Genomic DNA, 16812 nt, shown 5'->3' on the forward strand with positions numbered 1-16812 from the left:
GGGACGAGTCCGTGGCGAGATGGGGCGACGCGGTGGTGTGGAGCGAGTTCCACTCGAGCGATCCGTGGTCCCATGCCAGCGAATAGCCCGAGACACACTTTTTTGCCTATATCCCAAAACCGCCTAATCGGCGGCTTGCTTGTGAGAAAACTGGTGCCCGAGGCGAGAGTCGAACTCGCACGTCGTGAGACAACGGTTTTTGAGACCGCCGCGTCTGCCATTCCGCCACTCGGGCACATCAGCCTTCACAGTATAACGGAAGCGCGCATACGCGTCTATGACAAAATTGCTCCCGTTTGCCCCGTTCGGCTTCATCCTCCTTTCGCGAATCGCGCGATTGTGGTCTGTTCGCGGGCTGTGCGCTGGGGTAAAGTTGGTGCGATAGCAACAAGACCAAGGAGGCTGCCTCGTGGAAGACGTTCTTGCGGGCGAGATCGATTCGTATCTCGAGAAGAATTGGGAAAGCATCGTCGCGGACATCGAGCGCGTCGTGCGCATCGAGAGCACGGAAGACCTGCCGGCGGCAAAACCCGGCGCACCGTTCGGCCCCGGCCCCCGAGCTGCCCTTACCGAGGCGCTCGACATTGCGCGCGGCATGGGCTTTGAGGTTCACGACGTCGACGGCTACGTGGGATATGCCGACCTGCCGGGTGAATCCGACACGCAAATCGGCATCATCGGGCACGTCGACGTGGTTCCCGCCGGCCCCGGTTGGACGGTCGAGCCGTTCGCCGTCACGCGCCGCGAAGGCTACCTCATGGGCCGCGGAGTCATCGACGACAAGGGCCCCATCGTAACGACGCTCCATGCGGTGAAGTTCTGGCTCGACAAGGGCGAGAAGCTGCCCTACACCATCCGGGTCATCTTCGGCGCGAACGAGGAAACGGGCATGCACGATGTCCCGTATTACCGAGAGCGCTTCGCCGACCCGGCGTTTCTCTTCACGCCTGACGCTGAGTTCCCGGTGAGCTACGGCGAGAAGGGCCTCTACGACGCCACGCTCACGAGCAAGCGCTTCGAAGACGGCGCGATCGTCGACATCGAGGGCGGCGCGGCGCCGAATGCGGTCCCGGGCATCGCCCACGCGATCGTGCGCGTTGACGCATCAACGCTTCCCGCGGCCGAGGGCATCGTCGTCACCGATGCGGGCGAGGGTATGGCGCGCATCGACGCGCAGGGGAAGGCCGCTCACGCGAGCTTGCCCCATCTCGGCAAAAGCGCCATCGACCTGCTCGTCGCCTACCTTCTGGAAAACGACGTGTGCACGGCTGACGAGCGGGCGTTCTTCGAGCTGGTTCGCAAGCTCACGAGCGCGACCGACGGATCGAATCTCGGCATCAAGACAGCTGACGAGCACTTCGGGGAGCTGACCGTCGTCGGCGGCACCATCTGCATGCAGGACGGGCGCGTGAAGCAGACGCTCGACAGCCGTTTCCCCACGTCGACCACGCCTGAGGAGCTCACGAGCACCCTTGCGGCGCTTGCGAGCGAGGCGGGAGCTGACTTCGAGGCGACGCGTACGGTCGAGCCGTTTCTCATCGACCCCGAATCGGGTTACGTCCAGGCGCTTCTCTCCGCATACAACGAGGCTACGGGTGAGCACGCCAAGCCCTTCACGCAGGGCGGCGGCACGTACGCGCGCAAGTTCTCCTGCGCCGCGAGCTTCGGCCCCGAGATGCCGTGGATCGAGATGCCCGAATGGGCGGGCGGCATGCATGGTCCGGACGAGACGGTGTCCGAGGAACTGCTCAAGAAGGCGTTCAAGATTTACGCGCTCACTATCGCCCGTTTGATGGAGCTCGATCTGTAGGGGGCTGGCGCGCCGGGTCGCCCTGCGGTCGGCGCGCCGTTCGACGGTTGGTGCGGCGCACAGAGCCTGTCTGCGACGGGGCCAGGTGATCCGATTCGCCTACGGAGCGTCGCGGAGCGAGAGGAATCACCTGACCCCCGTCTCTTCCTGTCCGCTGCCTTACCCTCAACCATCCCCATTGCGTTCGACGCTGTTTCGAAATGATGCCGCATAACGTACAAATTCGGGATGCTTTGATTTATAATCGACCGTTAGGAGTACGCTCTGCGAAAGGCGCAGAAGCGGCATCATCGAACACGAACTGGGAGGCTTATATGCTTAAAGCAATCATCGTCGACGACGAGGCCCCCGCGCGCTCCGAATTAAAATTCCTGCTCGACGAACTTGGCCAGACCGAGGTTGTTGCCGAGGCGGCTAGTGTGCGCGAGGCTATCGAGAAGCTCAAAGAGTACCCCTGCGATGTCATGTTCCTCGACGTGAACATGCCGGAAGCCACTGGCTTGCAACTGGCCGAGGCGCTGCAGCATCTGAAATTCCCGCCCGCGGTGGTGTTCGTCACCGCCTACAGCGAGCATGCGCTCGACGCGTTCAAGGTGAACGCCATCGATTATCTGGTGAAACCGGTCGAGACCGAGCGCCTCTCCCAGGCGCTTGCGCGCGTCCGCGAGCACGTTTCGCTGCATGTGCAGGCCCAGAAGTCCGAGCGCATTCCCGTGGAAAAGGGTGGCAAGAAGATCCTCATCGGCATCGATAAGATTCGCTTCGTCATGGCACGCGATGATTACGCATACCTGCAAACCGACACGGATCGCTATTTCTCCACGGTGAGCTTGGCTCAGCTCGAGAAGCGCCTGGACGGCCACGGGTTCTTCCGTGTGCATCGCGGGTATCTGGTGAACCTTTCCATGGTCGAGGAAATCGAGTCGGTCTCCGGCGGCACGCTGCTGCTCACGCTGAACGGCGTGGAAGAGAAAATCCCCGTAAGCCGCAGGCGCGTGAGCGCGCTGAAGAAGGCGTTGGGGCTGTAGGCGGCAGGGCTCCGCAGTAGGTTTCTTGATCGAGGTCAAAAGCGCTCGTCGCGTTTGCGGCGGGCGCTTTTTGCGCGGAGCAAAACGCGGTGATTTCGACCCGTTCCCCCACTTGTCCATAACTCCATCACAGGGTTCGAGGATAATTCAAGTCGTGCGTGCCTTTGAGGGGGCCTACACGATACCGAAAGAAGGTTTACATGCTGACAAGCGACATGGAAAAGTTATACCCTTCTGCGAAAACGCTTGTGAAGGAATGCGTTGCCAGCCGTGTGCTGGCCAAGGACGCATCGCTTTATGATTTCTCCGACGGTGCGCGCGAAACCGCCGAGAACTTTATGGGCTGGGTCGATTTGGGCATGCGCCCGCAGTGCGACCTCGCGAAAGTTCAGCGCTTTGCTGACGATGTGGTGGCGAGCGGCATCAAGACCGTCGTCCTCATCGGCCAGGGCGGATCAACGCAAGCGCCCATGACCATCACGAAATACAACAAGTCCGACACGGTTCGGGCAAACCGCGTCTCGTTCAAGACGCTCGATTCCGATTCTCCCGTGCGCATGCGCGAGCTGCTTGCCGACTGCGACCCTGCGACGACGCTCGTCATCGTGTCCTCGAAGTCGGGCGGCACTATCGAGCCGCGCCTGCTCTCCTCTGCGCTGCGCGACGCCCTCGAGGCGCAGGCACCGGAAATCAACTTCGCGAACCACCTGGTCGCCATCACCGACCCTGGCTCGCAGCTCGAGCGCCAGGCGCACGAAGAGGGCTGGCTGGCCGTCTTCAACGGCGAGCCCACCGTCGGCGGACGCTTCTCCGCGCTGTCGATCTTCGGCCTTCTGCCCGCAGCGCTCGCTGGCATCGACCTGGAGCAGTTCATCGCCCACGCGAAGGACGCCGAAGAGCGCTGCAGCGAGGACTCCATCGACAACCCGGCGATCAACCTCGCCGCGTTTCTTTACGACAACTATCTCAAGGGCCGCAACAAGTTCTCGTTCCTCACGCCGAAGCGCGGGCGCGTCTTGGGCCTTTGGATCGAGCAGCTCGTCGCCGAGTCGCTTGGCAAGGAGGGGCAGGGCATCCTGCCGAACATCGAGGTCGATTCGCTCCTGCTCGCGCGCGACGCAGGCGATCGCAGCGTCATCATGTATCAGACGAAGACCGACTTGTGGGACGAGCGCAAGAACTTCGAGATGAGCCTCGCCTATATTGATCCGTCCATTCCGCGCCTGAACTTCAAGATCGATTCCGCGCTCGAGCTTGCCGAGCACTTCGTGATGTGGGAATACGCCATTGCGATGTGCGGCTACCTCATGCGCGTGTGCCCCTTCGACCAGCCCGACGTCGCGTCGGCGAAGGCCGAGGTCCTAAAGATTCTTGCCGAGGGCCAGCCCGAGCCCGATTTCGTGCAGGACTTCATCGGCGATGTGCACATGGGCGAGGTCGAGGTGCGCTTGGCCCCGTGCTTTAAGGACTGCACCGACGTGCGAGCTGTCCTGCGGGCGCTGCTCGGCAGCATCCAGCCGGGCGATTTCTTCGCGCTGAACGCGTTTCTGCCGTTCACGGGCGAGGGGCGCCGCGAAGCGCTCGAGGACATCCGCCACGGGGTGGGCGAATCGCGCCACGTCGCGTCGTGTCTGGAAGTGGGCCCGCGCTACCTGCACTCCACCGGCCAGCTGCAGAAGGGCGGCCCGAACTGCGGCGTGTTTCTCATTTTGTCGGCCGACGAGCTGAAGGACATCCCGCTCAAGCGCGAGGCGGAAAGCCTGGGCGCGCTCGCGAAGGCGCAGGCGTCGGGCGATTTGCTCACGCTGGCAAGCCGCGGCCGACGGTGCGTGCATCTGCATCTCCCCGATAACTCGGGAGTGACGCTGCGTGCGCTCGCCGCCGTCATTCGCGAGATTTTGGCCGAGCTGTAGGTCCCTGCTGATTCGCGCCGCGCCCGTCGCAAGAGGGGCGCGGCTTTCTGTATTGTCTGAGTTTTTGAGGGTGAGAAGCATGATCGAGGCGCTCGATATTCATGTGACGGGAATCGTCCAAGGGGTCGGGTTTCGACCCTTTGTCTACCGGATGGCGAAAAAATACCTGATCAACGGATGGGTCTTGAACGCGGCGGACGGCGTGAACATCCATGCGGAAGGGGAGAGCCGCCTGCTCGACGAGTTCGTGATCGAGCTTTCCGAGAACGCGCCCACGGCGGCGCAGGTGAAGGAAATCGAGCTTAAGGAAGTGCCCCTTCAGGACTTCGACTCGTTTGAGATCCGCTTCTCGGACGACGCCGCGGTGCAAGAGACCACGCTCGTGTCAGCCGATTTGGCCACCTGCAACGACTGCGCGGCGGAGCTTTTCAACCCGAACGACCGCCGCTTCCGCTATCCCTTCATCAACTGTACCAATTGCGGGCCTCGCTTCACCATCATCGACGCGCTTCCCTACGATCGCGTGAGCACGTCTATGAAGGATTTCCCCATGTGCAAGCGCTGTGCTGCCGAATATGCCGACCCGCTCGACCGCCGCTTCCACGCGCAGCCGGACGCGTGCTTCGAATGCGGCCCGCACCTTTCTTTGGCGTGGCGCCCCGACTGCGAGGCGACGCCAGGCGAGAACTTCCCGACGCGTGGGGCGGGGGATGTGGCCTCTGATGCTCTTCCCGATGGCTGGTGCATCACCTGGGGAAAGACGCGCGAGACCTCGGATGCCCTCATCGCGCGGGCGGTCGAGCTGCTCGGCGCCGGGCAAGTTGTGGCCGTGAAGGGGCTCGGCGGGTTTCACCTGGTGTGCGACGCGCGCAACGCCGGGGCAATCGCCCAACTTCGTGAGGGAAAGCGCCGCGGCGGCAAGCCGTTCGCGGTCATGATGGCGAACGCCGAGGCGGCGCGCAGTGTCTGCGAGGTGACGCCCGAGGAGGAGAAGGCCCTCACCGATCCGGCGCGTCCGATCGTGCTGTTGAAGAAGCGCCCGGGTGTGGCGCTTGCTGCAGGCCTTGCCGACAAGCTGCCTGAGCTGGGCGTCATGCTCCCCGCCACCCCGCTGCAGCTCCTTTTGCTGCACGATTTCGCCCGTGCCCTTGAGAAAATGGGCGTCCCTGAACCTCCGATGCTTGTGATGACCTCGGGAAATATCCACGATGAGCCGATCGTTACCGACGATGCCGAAGCACGCGGGAAGCTCGGGGGCATCGCGTGTGCCGTGTTGGGCAACAATCGCGCCATCCTCTCGCGCTACGACGACTCGGTGGTTCGCATCATCTCGGCGGGCTCTGCGGGCGCCGCCGTGCAAGTGATCCGCCGTGCGCGCGGGTTCGCGCCCGTGCCGTTGAAGCTGGCGCAGGCGAGCACCAACCCAGAGGCTGCCGCAGCCCCGGAGGATGCCGCGGCCCCCGAGGCGACTGGCGCCGCTGGACATGAGGGCTCTCCCGAAACTGCAGGCCACGAAGCTGCTGCGGTCGCCCCGGTGCTCTTTGCGGCAGGCTCGGAGCAGAAAAGTACCTTCGCTTTCGTTCGCGGTTCGGAGGCGTTCGTCTCCCAGCATGTGGGCGATCTGGAAAACGCTGAAGCTTTCGATGCCTGGCTCGACGCGAAAAGCCGCTTCGAGAAGCTTTTCGAGCTGCGCGCGACGCGCCTTGCCTGCGACGCGCACCCCGAGTATCTCGCTTCGAAATGGGCGCGCGAGCAGGCGAGAAAGCTCGATATCCCGCTGGTCGAGGTGCAGCATCACCATGCGCACATCGCTTCGGTCATAGGCGAGAACGGGCTTTCGGGCGCGGTGTGCGGAATCGCCTTCGACGGAACGGGGTTCGGTGCGGACGGCTCTATCTGGGGTGGGGAAGTGCTGCTCGCAAACGCGCAGGCCTATGAGCGGTTCGCAAACTTCGCCTACGTTCCCATGCCGGGCGGTGCCGCCTGCGTGAAGAATCCCTTGCGCATGGCGTACGGCGTTCTGTGGGAGTTCGACCTGCTCGAACACCCGGCGGCGAAGCGGGTACTCGATGCGCTTGGCGAGCAGGCCGACCTTTGCGACCAGATGATCGAGCGCGGCTTGAACACGCCGATGACCTCGTCGGTCGGGCGTCTTTTCGACGCGGCGAGCGCCATCTTGGGGATATGCGAGCATCCGACCTACGAAAGCGAGGCGGCGGTTCTCTTGGAGGCTGCCATGGGGCTGGCCGCATCTCCTGACGGTTGTTCGACCGACGAGGCGGGCGTCAACAGCCGTTACTCGGTCGCCATCACGAAGAACACCGCGACGTCGAAGTCGACCGCCCAAGACACGTCGGTCCTGCTCTTCGACGCGGCGCCCACCTTCAAGGCGCTTCTCGACGACATGCAGGCGGGCATCCCCGCAGCGACCATCGCCCGCCGCTTCCACGGTGCTTTTGTGGAAGCCATCGTGAACGCGGCGAAGCTTGCGTACAGCGTTTACGGCGTGTTCACGGTGGCGCTCTCGGGCGGCGTGTTCATGAACCGCTTCATAATCGAGCATGCGCTCGCGGCTTTGCAGGACGAGGGCTTCACCGTTGCCGTCAATCGCGAGCTGCCGCCCAACGACGGATGCATCTCCTACGGCCAGGCTGTGATAGCATGTGCGCAAGACGAGACGACGCACGACGAGTAAAAAAGGACTGAGTGCCTATGTGTTTGGCAATACCCGCGTTGATCACGGAAAAGAAATCGGACAATTTGGCGACGGCAGAGATTCTCGGCGTCACGCGCGAGGTGGCGCTTGATCTCACGCCGCAGGCGAACGTCGGCGACTACGTGTTGGTGCATGCCGGCTTCGCTATCGAAGTTGTCGATGCTGATTATGCAAAAGAAACCATTGAACTGGTCAAACAGCTTGAGGATGTCGCCGTATGAGTGTCTTGGAGGATGCCGCCGACATCGATTTCTCGGCGTTTAAAGACCCGAAGCTCGCGCGCGGCCTCATCGAGACCATCCACCGCCTTGCGCCCGAGCATGCGACGCTTATGGAAGTGTGCGGCACGCATACCGTGGCCATCGCGCGCAACGGCATCCGCGATTTGATGCCCGCGGGGCTGCGTCTGGCGTCGGGCCCCGGGTGTCCCGTTTGCGTCACATGCAACCGCGACATCGACACGGTGATCGCGCTTGCTCGAATTCCGAACGTCACCATCACTACCTTCGGCGACATGACGCGCGTCCCCGGGTCCACTTCGAGCTTGCTTGCGGAGCAGGCCGCGGGCCGTTCGGTCGAGATCGTCTATTCGCCCCTCGATGCGCTCGCCTTCGCGAAGGCGCATCCCGAGCGGGAGGTCGTCTTCGTGGGCGTCGGCTTCGAGACGACGACTCCGCTTGTGGCTATGGCGATCAAGCGCGCGAAGGCCATGGGGCTTTCCAACTTCACCGTGTTCGCGGCGCACAAGAATATGCCCGGCGCGTTGGAGCTGCTCGTAGGCGACCCCACGCTCGAGCTCGACGCACTTATCCTCCCTGGTCACGTGAGCACCATCATCGGTGCTGAGCCGTACCGCTTCCTGGCGGAGAAATACGGCATCCCCGGTGTGATCACCGGGTTCGAGCCAGTCGATGTGCTGCAGGGCATCGCCATGCTCGTGCGCCAGCTGCACGAGGGCCGCGCTGAAATCGAGATAGCGTACGCGCGCGGCGTCATGCCCGAGGGGAATCCTGTTGCCCTCGCCGCGATCGACGAGGTCTTCGAAACCTGCACGGCCACGTGGCGCGGCTTGGGCGATATCCCCGGCTCGGGGTATCGCATCCGCGAGGAATTCGCCGACTTCGACGCGGTTCGCCGCTTCGAGCCCGATGTCGAGCCGACGCACGACCCGAAGGGGTGTCGCTGCGGCGATGTGTTGCGAGCTCGCATGGCTCCTAACGAATGCCCGCTGTTCCGCACGGTCTGCACGCCGGAGAACCCGGTGGGGCCTTGCATGGTGTCGAGCGAAGGCAGCTGTGCGGCGTACTACCGGTATTACTAAAGTTAGCCACAGCTAAGAACTTCCCCGTTACCCTTCGCGCTGTGGTACCATAGAAAAAAGCGCTGATTGGAGGATGGAAATGGAAAAAGTCTCCATGTCGCATGAGGATTACCTTGAGGCTATCGTCATGCTGGGTGGAACGACCGAGAACTCTGTGCGCTCGGTCGATATCGCGAACAAACTGGGGGTTTCCAAGGCCTCTGTCAACAAGGCGATGAACGCCCTGAAGGAAAAGGGTTTCGCCGATCAGCCCTATTACGGCGACGTCACGCTGACGGAAAACGGCTATCGCTATGGCGCGGCGGTGCTCGAGCGCCACGAGCTTCTGCGCAAGTTCCTCACCAAGGTTTTGGGCATTCCCGAGGACACGGCCGAAGAGGAAGCGTGCTTGATGGAGCACGCCATCAGCGACGAGTCCTTCAAGAAATGGAATTCTTATATCAAGCAGCTTGACCTCTAGAGTACCAATCTTCGCCCCCTATTTTTCTCGTGATAGTATCGGGGCTGTTCAGCAGGCCAAGAGCAAAGCAAACCATCGCAGAGCGCCGGCCGTTTTCCCACGTGCCGGCGCTTCGTTTGTGTGGTATCCTGCGAAGAGCTTCTTGCATTACACACACTCTTATCAAACCACGATGCACTAAGGGGCCATTCGTTGACACACCAGGCGAAAATCCTTTCGTTTGACAAGGCGCGTCGCGCGCAAAGCGACCGCTCGCACTCACACGATTCCTCTCGATACGCAACGCGCGATGCGCGCTCTTCCCGAACGGGGCATTCCTCCCGCGAGCGCTCGGGGTCAAATGCGGCTGCCCGCACGCGCCGAGACTCCGACTATGCCGCCCGCGCGGCGGAGCGCTTGCGCTATTCCGAAGACGACGCTCGCGAAATCCGCCAGCGCTCGTTCGACGGTGCCCGTGGCGATGCCCGCTCGCGCTACTCGGGCGAGGGAGCCCGCGGCGAGTTCCAATCTCGCTCGTTCGGCGACGCCCGCGAAACCCGTTCCAGCTTGTATGATTCCCGACGCCCCGTTTCCGATAGAAGCTCCTTCGATGGACGCGCATATTCCGCGCAATCCCGAGACGCTTATGCGAACAGCCGTCTTGCCTGGGACGATTCCCTTGATGGGGAAGATGCCGAGCCAGCTGAGCGCGAGCCCGAAACGCTTTCTCGCTTCGAGAAGCTCAAGCGCAAGCACGCGAAAGACAAGGCTGATCGCAAGTTCGCGCGCCAGTATGGCGGCAACGGCGACGCTGCTCCTGGAGAAGGCGGCTCGCGCGCGGCGGTGTACAAGGGGGAAATGGGCTCGGCGCATCGTCGTTCCTCCCGCATGCAGAACGAGGAATCGTCGTCCGCGTCGCAGCGCACCCGCGGCGGCGACTCTCAAAAACCCGCATCGCGCCTCGTGAGAAAGCCTTGGTTCATCGCAACCGCGGTCACGGCGTTTTGCCTGGTGTTCACCGTGTCGTTCCTCTACCCTTCAGCGGCGCAGCTCTATCATTCCGTGCGGGAGCGCGACCAGCTCCAGGCGGAATATGCCGCCATCGAGCAGCGCAACGACTCGATTCAGGCGACGGTCGACGCGCTTTCGACCGATGCGGGCGTGGAAGATCGCGCCCATCAGGAGTTCGGCTGGGTCTCGAAGGGCGAGAACGCCGTCACCGTGTACGGCCTCGACCTCGATGACGACTCGACGTTCACGGCGAGCATCGTGCCTGGTAGCATCCCCGCTCCCGAGACGTGGTACTCCAAGCTGCTCGATCCGATCTTCGGGGAGAAATAATGCGCTGCGGGCGGTATGCCGCAATTGACATCGGGACGGTGACGTGCCGTATGCTCGTCGTCGATGCGGACGAGTCGGGGCTCCACGAGCTCACGCGCGAATACGCCATCACCAACCTCGGTGAAGGGGTGGACGCAACGGGCGAGCTCAAGCCCGAGGCGATCGACCGCGTCGTTCGAGCCATCGACGGGTTCCTCGCGGTGCGCGATTCGCTCTCGACGCCTAATCATCCGGTGGTCCGCACCGTCGCGGTGGCGACATCGGCAGCTCGCGACGCGCGCAACGCCGCCGATTTTGCAGCGCGTCTGCGCGAACGGGGCATCGAGCTTTCCGTCATCCCCGGATCTCGCGAGGCGGCGTTGTCGTTTTCGGGCGCCTCGATCGATTTTTCGGGTGAGCGCCTCATGGTGGTCGACGTGGGCGGCGGCTCGACTGAGGTCGTCATGGGAACGGGTGGCGCCGAGCCTTTGTGCGCGCATTCCTTCAACGTGGGATGCCGCCGTGTGACCGAGAAGTTCCTGGCGAGCGACCCGCCTGCGCCCGAGGAGCTTGCCCAGGCGCGCGCATGGATTCGAGAGCAGATGGCTTCCTGGTTCGCCGATCAGGCGAAAGAGGCGGCGTTGCTCGAGCGTGTCGTCGCGGTGGCGGGCACGGCGACAACCGTCGTCAGCATCCGCGAGCGCATGGAGACCTACGATTCCTCGCGCGTTCACAAGGCGCGGGTTTCCCGGCAGGATCTGCTCGAAGTGTACGAGCACTTGGCCGCTCTGCCGCTTTCTGAACGAATGCAGGTGGTGGGACTCGACCCCAAGCGCGCGCCCGTGATGGTCGCGGGACTTCTCATCCTCCTCGAAGTGCTCGATTTCGCCGGCATTGATGCGTTTACGGTGAGCGAAACGGACATTCTGCATGGTATTACGCTCGCAGTCTCGCATGAGGCCTGCGAAAAATCGTGCTTGTGATAGGATTTGCACGAGCAAATCACGGGGGCGTGGCGGAATTGGCATACGCAGCGGACTTAAAATCCGCCGCCGCAAGGCTTGTGGGTTCGAGTCCCACCGCCCCTACCAGATGTTTGCTTCTGGAAACGTTCGATCTATGAAGACAGGCGATTTACCGACCGCATGGAAACCATCAACGACATCATCGCATTGACCGAGCAGCCCCCCACCTCTTTCGAGGAGTACCTGAGCTGTTACGCGTCCAAAATAGGGGACATCCTCAACGCCTACATTCCGTCGGGCTCGCATCCCGACATGGATCGCTATCTCTACGATCCCCTGAAGCGCTATAGCGAAAACGGCGGCAAGCGCCACCGCCCGCTCATCTGCTTCGCAGCATGTCGCGCAGTCGGCGGGAACATGGATCTCGCCACGAGCGCTGCGGCGGCTATCGAGCATTTCCACACGGCGGCGCTCATTCACGACGACATCGCTGACGAGGCCGAGCTGCGCCGCGGCGAACCCTGTCTGCACCTTACCGAGGGCATAGGACTTGCCATCAATATGGGAGACCTTGCGTTGTCCCTGGTCAACGGTACGGTAATCAACGATCCGCTGTTGAGCGACGCGGTGAAGGTGCGTGTGGTCAGCGAGCTGATCGAAATGACGCGACGCACGATCGAGGGCCAGGCTCTCGATATCGGATGGGCGCGCGACGGTCGCTACGACATCACGCCTGAGGATTACCTGGTCATGGCGACGCACAAGACCGCGCACTATTCGGGCGCGGTGCCCTTAGCGGTCGGCGCCATCGTGGGCGGCGGCACCGAGCAGCAGATCGAGGCGCTGCGCTCCTACGGCCTCGACACGGGGCTCGCTTTCCAAATTCAAGACGATTTGCTGAACCTCATCGGCAGCGAGGAGTCCACCAAGAAGGATTTCCGCAGCGACATCACCGAGGGCAAGCGCACGCTCATGGTCGTCCATGCGCTGCAGAACTCCCCGAAGCGCGAGCGCCTGATCGAGATTCTCTCCTCGAAGGAGAAAGATCCTGCCGTCCTCGCCGAGGCGGTGGACATCATGGTCAAGTCCGGGTCCATCGAATATGCGCGCACCTACGCGGAAAACCTGACGAGCATCGCCAAGAATCGTCTGGTCGACCTTGTCGAGCCGTCCGATTCGCTGAAGCTGCTCATCTCCATGGCCGATTGGTTCGTCAACAGATTGAAGTAGGCGGTTCTCATGGATAGGATCAAACGAAACGACAAAGGGCCGGCGGTCGAGGACGTGCAGCAGCGCCTCGTTGCTGCCGATTGCCTTGAGGAAGGCGCCGTGAGCGGCGTCTTCGACGACGTGACGGTTGCCGCAGTGCGCGCCTTCTGCGTGAAGTCGGGCCTTCCTGCGGCCGAGGAGGTCGACGAGAAGGTGTGGTCGGCGCTCGTCGACGCGACGTTCTCCCTGGGAGATCGTACGCTCTACCTGCGCATGCCGTACTTCCATGGCCGCGATGTGCGCGAGCTGCAGCAGGTGCTTTCCGCGCTCGGGTTCGCCTGCGGCGTGATCGACGGCATCTTCGGGGCCCATACCGAAGACGCGCTGCGCAAATTCCAGCTCAACCTGGGCCTTCCTTCCGATGGCATCGCGGGCGCGTACACGTATGCCGCAATCCAGAACCTGCACCATTCGTGGGTTGGCAAGGCAGCCATCCACGAGATTGTCCACCTCGGGTTCGCGCGTGCGGCGGGAGTGCTCGAGCGGAACGCGCTGTGCCTGTTCGGTACCGAGGAGTTCGCCCGCAGCGTCGCGTCGCGCATGTCGAACCTCTCGCTTGCTACGAACCCGCAGTCGAAGATCCTCTCTGCGGATTCGCTTCTTGTCGCGCCCGACGAGTCGATGCTTCTCGTGCACATTGTGCTTCCCGAGGAGGAGGCAGTGCAGAAGATACCGCGCGTGAGCTACGAGGACGAGGCCACGCTGCCGCTTCGCTTGGAGCAGGCCATCGCCGCAGCTCGCAAGGCGACGCCGCGCCGTATCGCCATCGAGCTTCCCGGCCGCGTGTGGGAAGACGCGGGCGAGGGCCGCAGCGCCCAGCATTTCGCAATCACCCTGCTCGACGCCTTGTGCACTGCGCTTTCCCAAAGCGAGCGTTCCGCCTAAGCGCTGCCTCTCGGCGTGCGTCTTGCGGGGAATGACTGCGCGTCTTACGCGGTCGTGTGGCGCGACAGCTAGACAAACCAAACGAGAGCCGCCAGAGTGCGGCTCTCTTGCTGTATGGGATGGCGGAACTGCCCGAGAGTGCTTCTCCTCGCCGCATGGGGTGGGCCATTGCCTGCGTGCTTCTCCTGCTGCATTGGGGGCGGGGCAATTATGCCCGTGCTCCTCTTTGCGTCGGGTGATATTCGCTCGCGCGAGCGCTTTGCATTTTTTGTGGCGGAGGTTTTTCGTAAGGCTACTAGCAAGTAAAACTCAATACTACTTTGTTTTTTCGGGGGGGGGGTTGATTGCCCTTGTTTTATCGACTTCAAGCATGACATAATGCCTGACAGTTGTAAGAAAATGGGGGACGCGTAATGAGGGCATCTGCAAATAAAATACTCGGTCTTATAGTGGCTGCAGCTCTTGCCTTCGGTCTCGCACCCGGCGGACTGGTCGCCTACGGAAACGACGCGAAAGATGCCTCGTTTGCCTCTCGCAAACGCGCTCAAGCGGGACAGCGTTAGGCTGCTTACCATACGAGCGCGCATCATGAAAGAGCAGAGGCGGCAAAGGCGTCAATTGTTATTTGCGCATCCCTCAATTGGGCAGGTGAACAGGGGTGCGCAGCATATAATCGAATAGAGGCCTGAACGGCTCTTGACGATTCCCAGCAACAACATCGAGAAGATGTTCGATCGATATAAAACGGACGAGGAACGAACCAAAAGGGGGACACTATGGTGTCAAAGGCAGAAACGCCCACGGAAGAAGAGCGCGAGCATCTCACCCCGATGCAGGAACGCCTGCTCGGCTATATTGCCTTCCGGACGGTCGGTCGAGACGGGACGAGCGAATCGAAGCGCCAGCTCGCCGAGCACCTTCGCAGCAGCACGAAGGCGGTCGACCGGGCGATTACCCGCCTGTGCAATGAGGGCTACATCGAGGTGGAGGAGAATCTTCTTCCTGACGGCCGGCAAGGCGCCAACACGTATCGACTGAGTAGATAACGAGCGGCTTATTTGCTCTGCGCGCTTCGGCGCAAGGCTCTCTAGGGCTCGATTCTCCCGCCTTCCGCGCGCTTTCCCCTTGCCGCGCGCTGCCCCCTGTGCGCTTTCTCGTGCGCCCCTCTCGCCTTCCCGCTGCGAGCTGCCTTCCGTCGCCCTTTCCCTCTCCACGAGCCTTCCCCCGCCGTGCGCTTTCTCACGCTTTGTGGCAATCTGCATCTTACGTGCGGATGAACTTCGTGACCTGGTGGGAGTGCTACAATGTGCGGGTTTTACAGACGGTTCAACTGCACGAAAGAGGGAGTCAACATGGCACGTCCCATGACCATGGCGGAAAAGATTCTGGCCGCCCATGCGCATCTCGATGAAGTGGAGCCGGGGCAGCTGATCGAATGCGATCTCGACCTCGTGCTTTCCAACGATATCACGTCGCCCATCGCGATCAAGAACTTCAAGAAGATCGGCGTCGAGAAGGTGTTCGACCCGACCAAAATCGCCCTAGTGCCCGACCACTACGTTCCCAACAAGGACATCAAGAGCGCCGAACAGGCCAAACAGGTGCGCGAATTCGCCCGCGAGCAGGGCATCACGCACTATTACGAAGTCGGTTGCATGGGCGTTGAGCATGCGCTTCTGCCCGAGCAGGGCGTCGTGGGCGCGGGCGACCTCATCATCGGTGCCGACTCCCACACCTGCACCTATGGCGCGCTCGGCGCATTCTCCACGGGCGTCGGCTCCACCGATGCCGCGGTCGGCTATGCCACCGGCAAGGCGTGGTTCAAGGTGCCCGAGACGCTGCTCTTCAAGATCGACGGCGAGCTCAACCCGGGCGTTACCGGCAAGGACATCATCCTCTACATCATCGGCATGATTGGCGTCGACGGCGCGCTGTACAAGGCGATGGAGTTCACGGGCAGCGCCATCCGCAGCCTGTCGATGGACCAGCGCCTTTCCATCTCCAACATGGCGATCGAAGCTGGCGGCAAGGCAGGCCTCATCGAGGTGGACGACATCACGCGCGCCTACATGGACGGCCGCACCGAGCGCCCTTACACCGAGTATCATTCCGACCCCGACGCGACGTACGCGAAGGTGTACGAGATCAAGGCGTCCGACATTCCGCCGACGGTCGCGTTCCCGCATCTGCCATCGAACACGCGCCCGGTCGCCGAGGCCCGCGATGTGAAGATCGACCAGTCCGTCATTGGCAGCTGCACGAACGGCCGCCTGGAGGACATGCGCCAGGCGGCGGCCGTGCTCAAGGGCCGCAAGGTTCACCCCGACGTGCGCTGCATCGTGATTCCTGCGACCCAGCAGGTGTACAAGCAGTGCATCGCCGAGGGGCTCATGGATATCTTCCTCGACGCCAACTGCGCGGTGTCCACCCCGACATGCGGCCCGTGCCTGGGCGGCTACATGGGCATCCTCGCCGCAGGTGAGCGCTCGATTTCCACCAGCAACCGCAACTTCGTCGGCCGCATGGGCGACCCGACGAGCGAGGTCTATCTCTCCTCGCCGGCCGTTGCCGCGGCGAGCGCCGTCTTGGGGCACATCGGCCTGCCGGAAGATTTGGACTAACGGGAAGGGAAGGTTGCACTCATGCATTTCAAGGGTACCGCGCATCGCTACGGGCGCGACATCGACACCGACGTCATCATTCCGGCCCGCTACCTGAACTCTTCCGAGCCCGAGTGGCTCGCGCAGCATTGCCTGGAGGATTTGGACGCCGACTTCGTGAAGAAGGTCAAGAAGGGCGACATTATCGTTGCCGAGGAGAACTTCGGCTGCGGCAGCTCGCGCGAGCATGCGCCGATCGCCATCAAGGCGGCGGGCGTCGACGTGGTCATCGCGAAGAGCTTCGCACGCATCTTCTACCGCAACTCGATTAACACGGGCCTCGCCATCATGGAGTGCCCCGAGGCGGTCGATGCTATCAAGCAGGGCGACGTTGTGGATGTCGACGCCGACGCGGGCATCATCACGAACACCACGACGGGCGAGACCTTCAAGGCACAGCCGTTCCCGCCGTTCATCCGCGAGATTATCGAGGAAGGCGGCCTTATCAACCGCACGAAGAAGGTGCTGGGGAAGTGAAGGGGGAAG

Annotated in this window: 14 protein-coding genes and 2 tRNA genes; 15 read left to right on the plus strand and 1 reads right to left on the minus strand. The window is 62.4% G+C overall.

Translation table 11 applies throughout. The features are described 5' to 3' along the window. Window positions 1–151: 151 nt before the first annotated feature. Window positions 152–235 (minus strand) — tRNA-Leu (locus Q0G18_RS02625). Window positions 236–409: 174 nt separating this feature from the next. Here Q0G18_RS02625 and Q0G18_RS02630 point away from each other — a divergent pair. From Q0G18_RS02630 to leuD, 15 genes are all read left to right on the plus strand, one after another. After that, on the plus strand, window positions 410–1810 hold the full coding sequence (locus Q0G18_RS02630) for a Sapep family Mn(2+)-dependent dipeptidase (RefSeq protein WP_297149263.1): 1401 nt from the start codon (window positions 410–412) through the stop codon (window positions 1808–1810). Between the two features lie 314 nt (window positions 1811–2124). Beyond that, window positions 2125–2838, plus strand: a complete 714-nt coding sequence (locus Q0G18_RS02635) for a LytTR family DNA-binding domain-containing protein (RefSeq protein WP_158050265.1) — start codon at window positions 2125–2127, stop codon at window positions 2836–2838. A gap of 200 nt (window positions 2839–3038) precedes the next feature. Next, on the plus strand, window positions 3039–4751 hold the full coding sequence (locus tag Q0G18_RS02640; protein ID WP_297149265.1) for a glucose-6-phosphate isomerase: 1713 nt from the start codon (window positions 3039–3041) through the stop codon (window positions 4749–4751). Between the two features lie 79 nt (window positions 4752–4830). Next, complete coding sequence (locus Q0G18_RS02645) at window positions 4831–7446, plus strand: carbamoyltransferase HypF (protein ID WP_297149267.1); 2616 nt, start codon at window positions 4831–4833, stop codon at window positions 7444–7446. Window positions 7447–7463: 17 nt separating this feature from the next. After that, window positions 7464–7688: a HypC/HybG/HupF family hydrogenase formation chaperone gene (locus tag Q0G18_RS02650; RefSeq protein WP_158050267.1), complete on the plus strand. Its 225-nt coding sequence runs from the start codon at window positions 7464–7466 to the stop codon at window positions 7686–7688. After that, window positions 7685–8788: a hydrogenase formation protein HypD gene (hypD, locus tag Q0G18_RS02655; protein WP_297149269.1), complete on the plus strand. Its 1104-nt coding sequence runs from the start codon at window positions 7685–7687 to the stop codon at window positions 8786–8788. The genes Q0G18_RS02650 and hypD overlap by 4 nt, the downstream gene beginning before the upstream one ends. A gap of 79 nt (window positions 8789–8867) precedes the next feature. Next, entirely contained in the window at window positions 8868–9248 is a 381-nt protein-coding gene (locus Q0G18_RS02660) for a metal-dependent transcriptional regulator (RefSeq protein WP_296059490.1), read from the plus strand. Window positions 9249–9440: 192 nt separating this feature from the next. Next, the gene (locus Q0G18_RS02665) at window positions 9441–10568 is read left to right on the plus strand and encodes a septum formation initiator family protein (RefSeq protein WP_297149271.1); all 1128 of its coding nucleotides are present in this window, start codon (window positions 9441–9443) and stop codon (window positions 10566–10568) included. Next, a complete protein-coding gene (locus Q0G18_RS02670) occupies window positions 10568–11530 on the plus strand; it encodes a Ppx/GppA family phosphatase (RefSeq protein WP_297149273.1) in 963 nt (320 codons plus the stop codon). The genes Q0G18_RS02665 and Q0G18_RS02670 overlap by 1 nt, the downstream gene beginning before the upstream one ends. A 23-nt stretch (window positions 11531–11553) precedes the next feature. Further along, window positions 11554–11638, plus strand: a tRNA-Leu gene (locus Q0G18_RS02675). Between the two features lie 54 nt (window positions 11639–11692). Beyond that, a complete protein-coding gene (locus Q0G18_RS02680; RefSeq protein WP_297149275.1) occupies window positions 11693–12742 on the plus strand; it encodes a polyprenyl synthetase family protein in 1050 nt (349 codons plus the stop codon). A 9-nt stretch (window positions 12743–12751) separates the two neighbouring features. Continuing rightward, a complete protein-coding gene (locus Q0G18_RS02685) occupies window positions 12752–13666 on the plus strand; it encodes a peptidoglycan-binding protein (RefSeq protein ID WP_297149276.1) in 915 nt (304 codons plus the stop codon). Between the two features lie 776 nt (window positions 13667–14442). Next, on the plus strand, window positions 14443–14712 hold the full coding sequence (locus Q0G18_RS02690; RefSeq protein ID WP_297149277.1) for a helix-turn-helix domain-containing protein: 270 nt from the start codon (window positions 14443–14445) through the stop codon (window positions 14710–14712). A gap of 306 nt (window positions 14713–15018) precedes the next feature. Beyond that, a complete protein-coding gene (gene leuC / locus Q0G18_RS02695) occupies window positions 15019–16287 on the plus strand; it encodes a 3-isopropylmalate dehydratase large subunit (RefSeq protein WP_297149278.1) in 1269 nt (422 codons plus the stop codon). 21 nt (window positions 16288–16308) lie between these two features. Beyond that, window positions 16309–16803 carry a 3-isopropylmalate dehydratase small subunit gene (leuD, locus tag Q0G18_RS02700; RefSeq protein WP_158050276.1) on the plus strand — a complete coding sequence of 165 codons (495 nt, stop codon included), beginning with the start codon at window positions 16309–16311 and terminating at the stop codon, window positions 16801–16803. The last annotated feature ends 9 nt before the right edge of the window (window positions 16804–16812 follow it).

It is taken from the genome of uncultured Ellagibacter sp. (assembly GCF_934636505.1).
GTDB lineage: Bacteria > Actinomycetota > Coriobacteriia > Coriobacteriales > Eggerthellaceae > Ellagibacter.

Excerpts from the sequence above, each read along its gene's own strand:
- Q0G18_RS02690 (WP_297149277.1), top strand. The coding sequence starts at position 14,443 with ATGGTGTCAAAGGCAGAAACGCCCACGGAAGAAGAGCGCGAGCATCTC.
- Q0G18_RS02650 (WP_158050267.1), top strand. The coding sequence starts at position 7,464 with ATGTGTTTGGCAATACCCGCGTTGATCACGGAAAAGAAATCGGACAAT.
- Q0G18_RS02670 (WP_297149273.1), top strand. The coding sequence starts at position 10,568 with ATGCGCTGCGGGCGGTATGCCGCAATTGACATCGGGACGGTGACGTGC.
- leuC (WP_297149278.1), top strand. The coding sequence starts at position 15,019 with ATGGCACGTCCCATGACCATGGCGGAAAAGATTCTGGCCGCCCATGCG.
- Q0G18_RS02645 (WP_297149267.1), top strand. The coding sequence starts at position 4,831 with ATGATCGAGGCGCTCGATATTCATGTGACGGGAATCGTCCAAGGGGTC.
- Q0G18_RS02685 (WP_297149276.1), top strand. The coding sequence starts at position 12,752 with ATGGATAGGATCAAACGAAACGACAAAGGGCCGGCGGTCGAGGACGTG.
- hypD (WP_297149269.1), top strand. The coding sequence starts at position 7,685 with ATGAGTGTCTTGGAGGATGCCGCCGACATCGATTTCTCGGCGTTTAAA.
- Q0G18_RS02635 (WP_158050265.1), top strand. The coding sequence starts at position 2,125 with ATGCTTAAAGCAATCATCGTCGACGACGAGGCCCCCGCGCGCTCCGAA.
- leuD (WP_158050276.1), top strand. The coding sequence starts at position 16,309 with ATGCATTTCAAGGGTACCGCGCATCGCTACGGGCGCGACATCGACACC.
- Q0G18_RS02640 (WP_297149265.1), top strand. The coding sequence starts at position 3,039 with ATGCTGACAAGCGACATGGAAAAGTTATACCCTTCTGCGAAAACGCTT.
- Q0G18_RS02680 (WP_297149275.1), top strand. The coding sequence starts at position 11,693 with ATGGAAACCATCAACGACATCATCGCATTGACCGAGCAGCCCCCCACC.
- Q0G18_RS02660 (WP_296059490.1), top strand. The coding sequence starts at position 8,868 with ATGGAAAAAGTCTCCATGTCGCATGAGGATTACCTTGAGGCTATCGTC.